Source organism: Nonomuraea mesophila, assembly GCF_004352805.1.
In the GTDB taxonomy this organism is placed as follows: domain Bacteria; phylum Actinomycetota; class Actinomycetes; order Streptosporangiales; family Streptosporangiaceae; genus Nonomuraea; species Nonomuraea longispora.
Genome location: NZ_SMLD01000248.1, coordinates 1 through 10,350, shown reverse-complemented (window position 1 = coordinate 10,350; position 10,350 = coordinate 1). Strand labels below are relative to the sequence as shown.

Below are 10,350 nucleotides of genomic sequence, written 5' to 3'. Positions count from 1 at the left end.
GCTGGTGGGAGTGCGGGGATGGGTTGCAGTGCGCCAAGCTGTCCGTGCCCGCCGACTGGGCAAGGCCGCGAGGATCCCGTACCGAGATCGACGTCGCCCGGATGCCCGCGCGGGACCCGCGGCGGAGCCTCGGCCACCTCGTCGTGAACACCGGCGCGACCTCCTCCGTGCAGGACGTGCGGGCGCAGCCCGATACGGTGAGCGAGCTGACGCGGTGGTTCGACGTCGTGATCATGGAGTCGCGCGGCTCCGGCGACCGGGACAGCGCGGCGGCCGTACGATGCGCCGTGCCGCCCCCCGACGCGCTGCGCCTGCAACTGGCCCGGCGCCCGGCCGGCTGGCGCGCCTACGCCCGCGACAATGCCGCCCACGGCAGGAGCTGCCGCGCCGCCGCAGGCGCCGTCCGGCTGACGCCCTGGCAGGTCGCCCACGACCTCGACGCCCTGCGCGCCGCCCTCGGCGAGGCGCGGCTGCGTTACGTCGGCAACTCCTCCGGGGCGGTCCACGGGCAGGCGTACGCGGAGTCGTTCCCCCGCCGCGTGGGGCGGATGTACCTGGAGGGCGTGCGCGACCTCACACACCCGGGGCCGGAACGCCGGATGTTCGCCAGGGCCCGCGCGGTGGAGCGCCAGCTTTACGCCTTCCGCGACTGGTGCCGTACCCGCCTGGGCTGCCCGCTGGGCCGCGACGACGCCGTGGCGGTCTTCGACGACCTGGCCCGGCGGGTGCCCTTGCCCGCGGGGGAGAGGAGCCCGGTGAACGCCCGCCGGCTGGCCGCGGCCGTGTACGCCGGCCTCACCCTGGAACGCTGGCCCGAGCTGGCCGCGGCCCTGTCGGCGGCCTCGTCCGGCGACGCACGCCCTCTGGCGTCCCTGGCCTCCCCAGCGCCGTCAGGCGTTCTCCAGGGCGAGGCGGGATCGGTGTCGCGGATCATGATGTGTCAGGACGTGCCCCGATATCGGAACTTCCTCGCCCTGGAGGAGCGCCTGCGCGCAATCGCGCCCCGGGTGGGGTGGCTGAGCGGGAGACACGAGGCCGGCCGGTGCCTGGGCCTGACGGGCGCAAGGCCGAGCCGGGAACCCAGATCCTCCAGCCCGTACGCTGTCAGGCCCGTGCTGGTGGGGATCGGGCGACTGGACGTCGAGACGCCCGCGTCAGCAGCGGCCAGGGCGGCCGGGCGCATCTCCGGCGCGGTGGTGTTGCGGCACGGCGACGGGCACGACGCCTACCTGCTGCAGGGCGTACGCAAACTCCGCGCCACCTGCCTGCGCACCCGCGTGCACGACTACCTCGTCAAGGGGGACCTGCCCGCCCGCGGCGCCTCGTGCGGGGGAGCGTTGGTGGAAGGCATGAGCCCAAGGGGCGCGATCGCCGGGTAAAGTGCTTCGCGTGCTGATCGAACGGGCGGTGGCCGCGGACGCGGGTGAGATCCTCACCGTGCAGCGGGCGGCTTACGTGAGCGAGGCGCAGCTCTACGGCGACCCGTACATCATGCCGCTCGTCGAGTCGCTGGAGCAGCTGCGCAAGGCCATCGAGGGCGCGGTCGTGCTCAAGGCCCTCGACGCGGGCAGGATCGTCGGCGCGGTGCGCGGGCAGTTGTCGGGCACGACGTGCGTGGTCGGCCGGCTCGTGGTCGCGCCGGACCGCCAGGGGCAGGGGCTCGGCACGGCCCTGCTGCGCGCACTGCACGAGGCTGTGCCGCAGGCGTCCGCGTTCGACCTGTTCACGGGCCACCTGTCGGAGGGCAACCTACGGCTCTACCGCCGCCTCGGCTACCGGGAGACGCACCGGGAGCGGATGGACGATCACCTGACCCTGGTGCACCTGCGCAGGCCCGCGGATCCGTCGCCCCCGGCCGCCTCCCACCCGTGATCACCGGCGCCGTGCCCGCGCCTGACCACCGGCGCCGTGCCCGCGCCTGACCACCGGCGCCGCGCTCGCGGCGCGGCCGATAGGCTCGGGTGCGTGTTGACGACAGGGCTCACCGGCGGGATCGGTTCGGGCAAGAGCGAGGTCTCCAAGCGGCTCGCCGCCAGGGGAGCCATGGTGATCGACGCCGACAAGATCGCGCGTGAGGTGGTCGAGCCGGGCACCCCGGGCCTGGCCAAGGTGGTGGCCACGTTCGGCGACGAGGTGCTCCATCCGGACGGCTCGCTCGACCGGCAGCGGCTCGGGTCCATCGTGTTCAACGACGCCGAGCGGCTGGCCGAGCTCAACGCGATCGTCCATCCGCTGGTGGGGGAGCGGGTGGAGGAGCTGCGCAGCCAGGCGCCCGACGACGCGATCGTGGTCTACGACGTGCCCCTGCTGGTGGAGAACAACCTGGCTTCGATGTACAACGTCGTCATCGTCGTCGATGCGGCCGACGAGGTGCGGGTCAGGCGGCTCGCCGAGCATCGGGGCATGCCCGAGGCCGACGCCAGAGCTCGCATCGCCGCCCAGGCGAGCCGGGAGGAGCGGCTGGCAGCGGCCGACATCGTCGTGCCGAACGAAGGCTCCCTGGACGAGCTGGACGCCCGCGTGGCCGAGGTCTGGGACGAGCTGACGAGACGCGCCGGACACGACTGAGCGCGGGCGGGCCAGGCCCGCGGAGCCGCGCCCCGCTGAGGGCGTTGACGGGCTGACCACGATCCATGACCATCGGAAAGATCACCCGAGAGGTTCCGTGGAAGGACCCCGATGCCGCGCTTGTCCGCCGTCTTAGCCGCAACCCTCATCGTCCTCATGGGCATCCTCCCCGGCACCGCCGCCGGGAGCGCCGCGACGCAGTCGTTCCGCAACCCCGTCAACCCCAGCGCCGACCCCAGCCTGATGTACCACGACGGCAACTACTACGTGGCCACCACGCGCGGCGACCGGATCGGCATCTGGAAGTCGCCGAGCCTGGCCACCCTGCTGTCGGCGCCCGAGCAGGTGGTGTGGCGCGACAGCGACGCCAGCCGCAACACCCAGATGTGGGCGCCCGCGTTCCGCCATGTCGGGTCCCGCTGGTACGTCTACTACACCGCCTCCGACGGGGTCGACGCCAACCACCGCATGTACGTCCTGGAGTCCGCGGGCGACGACCCGATGGGCCCCTACTCCTTCAAGGCCAAGATCGCCGACTTCGGCGAGTACGCGATCGACGGCGAGCCGATCACCCACAACGGGCAGCAGTACTTCGTGTGGGCCGGCCCGGGCCGCGGCATGGGCGGCCCGGCGCAGCTCTACATCGCCCGCATGAGCAACCCGTGGACGGTCACGGGCGGCAGGGTGGCCATCCCCGCCGACGGCGGCTGCACCGAGGTGCGTGAGGGGCCGACCCCGCTCTACCGCAACGGCCGGACGTTCCTGACCTACTCCACCTGCGACACGGGCAAGCCCGACTACCAGCTGTGGATGAAGAGCATCGCGGACGGCGCCGATCCGATGGTGGCCGCCAGCTGGCGTCAGCATCCGGGGCCGGTGTTCTCGCGCAACGACGCCACCGGCGTGTGGGGTCCGGGTCACCATTCCTTCTTCCGCTCGCCCGACGGCACCGAGGACTGGATCGCCTACCACGGCAAGAACACCAGCACCTACACCTACGACTTCCGCACCACCCGCGTGCAGAAGTTCACCTGGAAGGCCGACGGCACGCCCGACTTCGGCCGCCCGCTGGCCGCCGGAGCCACGCAGGACCTGCCTTCCGGTGATCCCGGCGCGGCCACCTCGGTGATCAACGACACCGACCCGGAGGTGTCGTACTCAGGGTCGTGGCAGTCGGGCTCCGGCTGCGGCAACCAGTGCTTCTGGAGCAACGACCACTGGAGCGGCGAGGCCGGGGCGAGCGCCACCGTCACGTTCACCGGCACCCGTGTGGCCCTGCTGAGCGTGCGCGACCGCGGCAACGGCATCGCGGCGATCTCCATCGACGGCGGCCCCGAGCAGCGCGTCGACTACTACAGCGCCATCCGGGTCGGCGAGCAGCTCAACTACCTGAGCCCGGTCCTGCCGTCCGGCCGGCACACGCTGCGGGTCCGTGTCACCGGCGAGAAGAACCCCGCCTCGGGCAGCACCGTGATCAGCATGGACCGGATCGAGGTGTACTGAGCCTCACGACCGCAGCAGGTGGGCGGTCTGCTCGTACAGCCGGCGCGCGTCACCCGGGTCGAGGGTCGGCAACGACGGGTCGACCGGGGTGCGCCGGTCGTAGGCGAGCAGGCCGCGGCCCGGCGGGTCGTCCATGAGCTCGATGATCGGCTCGATGCTCTTCTCGACCGGCTGGGCGAAGAACCTGGCCAGCACCTTGATCGCGGCCTTGGCCGGCCCGCGGAGACTGTCGGCGCCGCTGTCGGTGAACCCCGGATGGTGCAGGAGGAAACGCGTACGCCCGTCCGGATGGCCGGCGGCGTAGGCGACGCCGAGCAGGTCGGTGGCGCGGCCCGCCTGGAGCACGGCCTTGACGTGGCCGAAGCCGTTGCGCAGCGACAGGTCGTCCCAGTGGATGCGGCCCTTGGTGACGCCGACGCCGCACACGCTGACGATCATCGGGTGCTCGCCCTTCTCCAGCGGCCCGGTCAGGCCGTAGGCGAGCATCATGCGGCTGACGTAGTAGAGCGCGAAGGTGGCCTCGAAGCCGTCGGGGGTCTCCACCCGCTGGGGGAAGTGCCGCATCGCGGTGAGGACGAGCCCGTCCAGTGACTCGTGCCGCGCCGTGATGTCCTTGATCACTCGTACGTTCTCCGCGACCGAGGTCAGGTCGGCCTGGACGAACGCGGCCCGGTCGGCGGCCCCCGCACGGGCCGCCTCGTCGAGGAATTGCCGTCCCTTCGCCGGGTCGCTGCCGATGATCGTCACCTGGTCGCCGCGCCGCAGGAAGTGGCGGGCCAACCCTCTTCCCATACCGGCTGTGCCACCCGACACGACATATGTCCGCATATTTCGTCTCCTAAGTCATCGAACGCTGACTTGAGAGAACGTAACACGCCATGGCCGTACAATGTCAACGGTCGATGACTACGAAGGGAGCCCGGCGTGGGGAAGAGGGACCGGGAGGCCACCAGAGCGCGCCTGCTGGAGGCCGCGAGGCTGCGCTTCGCCCGCGAGGGCTACGACGCCACGAGCGTGCGCGACATCGCCGGGGACGCCGGCGTCGACGCCGGACTGATCTTCCGCTACTTCGGCAACAAGAAACGGCTCTTCGACGAGGCCACCGCCGACATTCCCGCCGACCTGCTCGACGGTCCCGAGGAGGAGCTGGTCGCCCGCATGGTGCGTTCGGTGGTCTTCGCCGACTGGACCCGCTACGGCGGCGAGCACCCGCTGGTCGCCATGCTGCGCTCCTCGGCCCACGAGGACACCAGGCAGCGCATCCGTGAGGAGGTCTGCAGCACCTACGTCAGCGCCCTGGAGAACCTGGCCGAGGGCGACGACGCCGGGCTGCGGGCGGAGCTGCTCAGCGCCTGGCTGGTCGGCATCGGCATCCTGCGCTCGGTCGTCGCCACCCCGGCGCTGGCCAAGGCGGACCTCGACGACCTCGCCCCGCACGTCGCCGCCGTGGCCGAGGGCCTGCTGGGCCGTCCCATGTCGGGCACGACCGAGGCGTGACGGGTCAGGCGGCAGCCAGCGTGTAGGCGGCGGCGACCGCGTCCAGCGCCCAGCGCATCCGCCTCACGTACGTCTCGGGGTGGTCGCCGGCCTCCTGCGCCACGTACGCCGCGCACCGGGCCGGGTCGCCGCCGCACGCGCACAGCCGCTCGTCCACGGCCTCGCGGATCTGGACGGGGGAAAGCCGGTCCGACGGCTGCAGGGAGGTCGCGAAGAGCACCTGCGCCAGCTCGGTGGTGGTGAACATGTCGGGCTCCTCTCACACGTGCCGTTCGCCGGCACCCTTCAAAGAGACCTCGAACGGCGGCGGAACTCATCGACATACGACACACAACGTGTGTGGATTTTTTCTCAGAAGGTGGCCGGGCGGAAAAACGCGTCGAGCCCGGACGGCGGCCGGACGTAGGATCGGCGGCATGATCATGGACCCGGACGTCCGCGCCTACTACGACCGCGGCGGAGAGCTGACCCGGCTGCGCGAGGGGCGCGGTCGGCTGGAGTTCCACCGCACGCGCGACGTGCTGCGCCGCACCCTGCCCCCGGCGCCCGCGCGCGTGCTCGACGTGGGCGGCGGCACCGGCGTGCACGCCGAATGGCTGGCGGCCGACGGCTACGCCGTCGAGGTGATCGACCCGGTGCCCCTGCACGTCGAGGAGGCGGCGGCGCTGCCGGGAGTGAGCGCGCGGCTCGGTGACGCCCGCGACCTGCCGGTCCCCGGCGGCCAGGCCGACGCGGTGCTGCTGCTGGGGCCGCTCTACCACCTGCCCGAACGCGCCGACCGGGTCCGGGCGCTGGCCGAGGCGCGCCGTGCCGTCCGGCCGGGCGGCACGATCGCCGCGGCCTTCATCAGCAGGTACGCGGCCCTGCACGACAGCGTCTACCACGGGACCTTCACGCAGCAGGCCGCGCGGGCCGCCGACTACCGCTCCGTCGAGACCGGGACGATCGTCTCGCCGGTGGAGACGGGCTTCCGGGGTTATCTGCACACCCCTGAGGAGATCCCCGGCGAGTTCACCGACGCAGGGCTGCCCGAACCGCGCCGCTACGGCCTGGAGGGTGTGTTCTGGCTCTACGGTGACGTGAACGCCTGGCTGGACGACGACGGGCGGCGTGAGCTGCTGCTCGACGCCGCCCGCCGGGTCGAGTGCGAGCCGTCACTGCTCGGGGCCAGCGGTCACCTGCTGGCCGTGACACGGATCTAGAACCACCCACGGTGGCGGGCCATCTTCTCCAGCCCGCGCTCCAGGGCCTGCTCCGCCGCGCCGGGCGTGTCGTCGTACCGGACGGTGAACCGGTTGTAGGCGTCATGGCCGGAGGTCAGGAAACCGCCGCGCTTGTCGGCCTCCAGGATGACGTCCATGTGCCCGGGCCCGGCGATGAACGTCAGCTCCAGCTCGTTGAAGTACCGCCGCCACCTGCCGCCGGCGTAGTACTCGATCTCCTGGAAGAACGGCATCGTCGAGCCGTACAACGTGCCGCGCTCCAGGTCGGCCTTCTTGAACCGGAAGCCCATCCGGTCGAGCGCGGCGATCAGGTGCTCCTGGGCGGGCAGCGGGCTGACGAACAGCGGGTCGAGGTCGCCCTTGTCGAGCGCGCCCGCCAGCGCCAGCTCCGTCTGCACGCCGAGCCTCATCCCGCGCAGCGGCTGCCCCGCGATGGCGCTGATCGGCGTCTCCCACGGGATGGCCACCTCGAACGGGTGCTGGTGCTGCGCGCCCGCTTCGAGCTGGAAGGGCCCCGACACCTGCTGGCGCAGGAAGCTGTAGGTCGACTTGTACTCGCTGTCGCCCGACTCGATCTCCACGACCGCCGTCAGGTCGATGTGGATGCCCTCGACCTTGTAGGCGGCGTTGCCGCCGCGGAAGTGCACGACTCCGCGCAGCAGCTCGCCGGGGCGTACTCCCGTGTTGGTCAGCACCGTGTCAACCTCGACGCCCGCGCCGAACGCGGCCATCAACTTGCGGAACACCATGGGGGTTCTCCTATGCGGAAGGTGAGTGGCCGTTCACGTGACCGGAACCCGTGCCCGAGATGCGGGGGAGCAGCTGGGCCAGGAGGAGGGTGGAGAGCGCGGAGTCCGACTGCCCCTGCTGGGTGCGTACGACCAGCGGCTGGGGCGCGTTCTCCGCCAGCTTGGCCCCCACGTCGAGGCGCTTGCGGGCCAGCTCGTACTGCAGCACCGCCCGGTTGTCCCGGTACGACTCGGCCAGCCGGCGCAGGGCCTTGGCCTCGTTCTCGGCGGCGGTCAGCTCGGCCCTGCCGCGTGCCTCGATCTCCCACGTGACCCGCTGTGCCTCGGTCTCCTGCTCCTCCAGCATGCGCGCCACGTCCTTGCGCGCGGTGTTGTGGGCGGCCTTGACCTCGACCACGCGGGCGTCACGGGTCTTCTTGGAACGCTCGATCTCCATGAGCAGCGTGTCGATGCGGCGCTTGCGGGTCAGCTCCCACTCGCGCTCGTACGCCGACATCTCCTTGGCCACCTTCTCCCGGGTGGACAGGTGCTGCTGGTACTGGTCGGGCAGCTGCACGTCAGGGATGTTGGCGCCCGTGATGCGCACGCCGTACCTGCCGAGCTGGCGGTTGAGCGCGTCCTGCATGTCGCCGACGTCGGAGCCGCGCAGGTCGTACGCGCGCTCGGTGTGGACCCGGCGGCTGCGCTGCCTGATCGCGTCCTGCACCGCGCTGGAGAGCACCAGGTCGAAGTTGCCCGCGCCGATCGTGCGGACGAACGCGACCGGGTCCACGATGCGGAACTTCAGGAAGAACTCGATCGACTTCAGCGGCACGTTCTCGGCCGTGGGGCAGGCCACGATCGGCGCCGAGTAGGGGATCTCGGTCGAGGTGTCGACGACCGCGTCCACCCGGTCCCACGGCAGCCAGAGGTAGTGGCGGCCGGGGGGCAGGGTGCTGGTGATGGCGCCCCAGCGGCTGCGTACGCCGGTGGTGCCCTCCTCGATCTCGATGATCGCCTTGCGCCACATCGTGAGCAGCGCCAGGGCCAGGAAGACCAGCGCCGCCAGCGCGGCGATGATGGTGAGGTCGGTCAGCGCGGCCATGCCGGCGCAGTAGAGCGCCAGGAACACCAGCGCCATCCAGGCGAAGCCGCGGCGGTCCTTGGGGATCACGACGGGGACGAGCTGGCCCTGCTCGCCGCCGCGCAGCAGCTGGCGGATCTCGCTCCAGGAGGCCAGCGACTCCTTGATCTTCGAGAATTCCCTGCTCATCGCTCGCTCACCCGCTCCTCATCGACACGTCGGTTCGGCTCTCTCCTCACAGGAGCTCACTTCCCTGGGCCCGGCCGCCGCCCGGCAGGAGGCGTTCGACGGTACGTTCGAGCTCCGGGTCGGGCTCCGCCGGCTCCACGGACTCGCCCACGTCGGCGGCGGCCTTCCTGAGCAGGGCGACGATCTCGTCCTCCCGGCCCGCGACGCGCGCGCCGATCTCGTCGAGCCTGGAGCGGATGGCGGCCATGTCCTCGGGGGTGAACAGCACCGCGCCCTCCCCGCCCACGAGCTGCTGGGCCAGGGCCAGGAAGTCGATGTCGGTGTGCTCGCCCACCTGCACCACCTGCGGCAGCCGGGCGGAGACGGACTCCAGCTTGGTCAGCAGGTCCTGCTGGAAGCGGTAGTCGAGGATCTCGGGGGCCTCCGCGGCCGACAGCGCCCTGATGTCCAGCGCCTGCGCCTCCAAAAGCGCGGCGTTGGCGTTGGCCGTGGACTCGGCCTCGACCAGCCGCTGCCTGGCCTGCGCCGTGGCCTGGTGGGTGGCGCGTTCGAGCGCGGTGTCCATGCGGGCCTGGTAGCCGGCGATCTCGGCCTGAATGGCGCTCAGCGTCTCCTGCAGCGTCGCCAGTTCCTTGACCAGGTCGCCCTCGTTCTGCTCCTTGCGCAGGTTGAGCTCGTACTCGTAGGTGTAGGCCTCCTTGGCGACGCGGACCATCTCCGGGGCCGCCAGGTCCATGCGGTATTCCTGGCTGGAGGGCTCGGCGTGCGTGATGTTCACGTCGGTGAGGCGTACGGCGGGCAGGAACTGCTGGTTGAGGCTCTCCAGCATGCCCACGGTGCTCTCGCCCACCAGGTCGTAGATCTCCTCGGCCCGCTGGGCGTAGATGAGGGAGCGGGTGACCTCGCTGATGGCGTTCTGGAGCTTGGACTGGAAGCCGCTGACCGAGCCGAGCACGAAGATGAACTCGGCCGGGTTCTCGATCCTGAACTGCAGGAACAGGTCCACGCTCGCCTTGACGCCCTGCTGGGTCGGCGCTTCGCTGATCGGCGCGTTGAACGGGTATTCGCGCGTGGTGTTGACGATGTAGCTGACCCGCTTCCACGGGTTGAACAGCGTCACCCGTCCGGGGTCGGCGATGTGCACGAGCTTGCCGAACTTGGTGATCAGCGCCTTGCAGCCCTCAGGCACCATCACCACGCTGCGCCGCCACCACAGGAACACCGCGGCCAGGACCAGCACGAACCAGTAGTGCGGGCCGAAGATCAGGTCGGTGTTCGGGATGACGTTGCCGAGCGCGCCGATCAGGCCGAGCGCCACGAGGATGCCGAGGGGCACGAGCACCTTCGCGGTGCTGCCCTTGGGGATCACCACGGGCGAGATGACGTGCATGCCGTTGTCGGCGAAGCTGCGGTTGACGATCTCGCCGGCCTCGCCCAGTGACGCCGTCCTGGCCTCGATGAGCGTGCCGACGGACGCGCCGCCGTCACGGGCGGCCACGAAGTCGTGCGGGTTCAGCGCGAAATTCTGGGCCTGGCCTCCTTGGGTCCCGCCCTGAGG

11 protein-coding genes are annotated in these 10,350 nt (G+C 71.2%); 6 read left to right on the top strand and 5 right to left on the bottom strand.

Going from position 1 to position 10,350, the window contains the following annotated elements:
* From E1295_RS44920 to E1295_RS44905, 4 genes are all read left to right on the top strand, one after another.
* A partial coding sequence (locus E1295_RS44920) for an alpha/beta hydrolase (protein WP_132641007.1) occupies positions 1-1,379 on the top strand: 1,379 nt, incomplete at its 5' end.
* 13 nt (positions 1,380-1,392) lie between these two features.
* On the top strand, positions 1,393-1,872 hold the full coding sequence (locus E1295_RS44915) for a GNAT family N-acetyltransferase (RefSeq protein ID WP_132641009.1): 480 nt from the start codon (positions 1,393-1,395) through the stop codon (positions 1,870-1,872).
* Between the two features lie 93 nt (positions 1,873-1,965).
* The gene (gene coaE, locus E1295_RS44910) at positions 1,966-2,568 is read left to right on the top strand and encodes a dephospho-CoA kinase (RefSeq protein WP_132641005.1); all 603 of its coding nucleotides are present in this window, start codon (positions 1,966-1,968) and stop codon (positions 2,566-2,568) included.
* Positions 2,569-2,679: 111 nt separating this feature from the next.
* Entirely contained in the window at positions 2,680-4,071 is a 1,392-nt protein-coding gene (locus E1295_RS44905; protein ID WP_132641003.1) for a glycoside hydrolase family 43 protein, read from the top strand.
* A gap of 3 nt (positions 4,072-4,074) precedes the next feature.
* Here E1295_RS44905 and E1295_RS44900 read toward each other — a convergent pair whose 3' ends face one another.
* The gene (locus tag E1295_RS44900; protein WP_132641001.1) at positions 4,075-4,899 is read right to left on the bottom strand and encodes an SDR family NAD(P)-dependent oxidoreductase; all 825 of its coding nucleotides are present in this window, start codon (positions 4,897-4,899) and stop codon (positions 4,075-4,077) included.
* A 96-nt stretch (positions 4,900-4,995) separates the two neighbouring features.
* On the opposite strand from E1295_RS44900, the gene E1295_RS44895 reads away from it, so the two are divergent.
* The gene (locus E1295_RS44895) at positions 4,996-5,568 is read left to right on the top strand and encodes a TetR/AcrR family transcriptional regulator (protein WP_132640999.1); all 573 of its coding nucleotides are present in this window, start codon (positions 4,996-4,998) and stop codon (positions 5,566-5,568) included.
* Between the two features lie 4 nt (positions 5,569-5,572).
* Here the strand turns inward: E1295_RS44895 and E1295_RS44890 are convergent, their stop codons facing one another.
* Positions 5,573-5,815 (bottom strand): hypothetical protein, encoded by a 243-nt coding sequence (locus E1295_RS44890; RefSeq protein ID WP_132640997.1) that lies wholly within the window; start codon positions 5,813-5,815, stop codon positions 5,573-5,575.
* Between the two features lie 169 nt (positions 5,816-5,984).
* Here E1295_RS44890 and E1295_RS44885 point away from each other — a divergent pair, with 169 nt between their 5' ends.
* Complete coding sequence (locus E1295_RS44885; RefSeq protein WP_132640995.1) at positions 5,985-6,770, top strand: class I SAM-dependent methyltransferase; 786 nt, start codon at positions 5,985-5,987, stop codon at positions 6,768-6,770.
* Here E1295_RS44885 and E1295_RS44880 read toward each other — a convergent pair.
* The 3 genes from E1295_RS44880 to E1295_RS44870 form a co-directional block, all read right to left on the bottom strand.
* Positions 6,767-7,540 (bottom strand): sporulation protein, encoded by a 774-nt coding sequence (locus E1295_RS44880; RefSeq protein WP_132640993.1) that lies wholly within the window; start codon positions 7,538-7,540, stop codon positions 6,767-6,769. The two genes, E1295_RS44885 and E1295_RS44880, sit on opposite strands and share 4 nt — an antisense overlap.
* A gap of 10 nt (positions 7,541-7,550) precedes the next feature.
* Positions 7,551-8,792, bottom strand: coding sequence for an SPFH domain-containing protein (locus E1295_RS44875; protein WP_132640991.1), 1,242 nt, complete (start codon positions 8,790-8,792; stop codon positions 7,551-7,553).
* A gap of 46 nt (positions 8,793-8,838) precedes the next feature.
* The coding region (locus E1295_RS44870) for an SPFH domain-containing protein (protein ID WP_132640989.1) at positions 8,839-10,350 on the bottom strand (1,512 nt) is incomplete at its 5' end.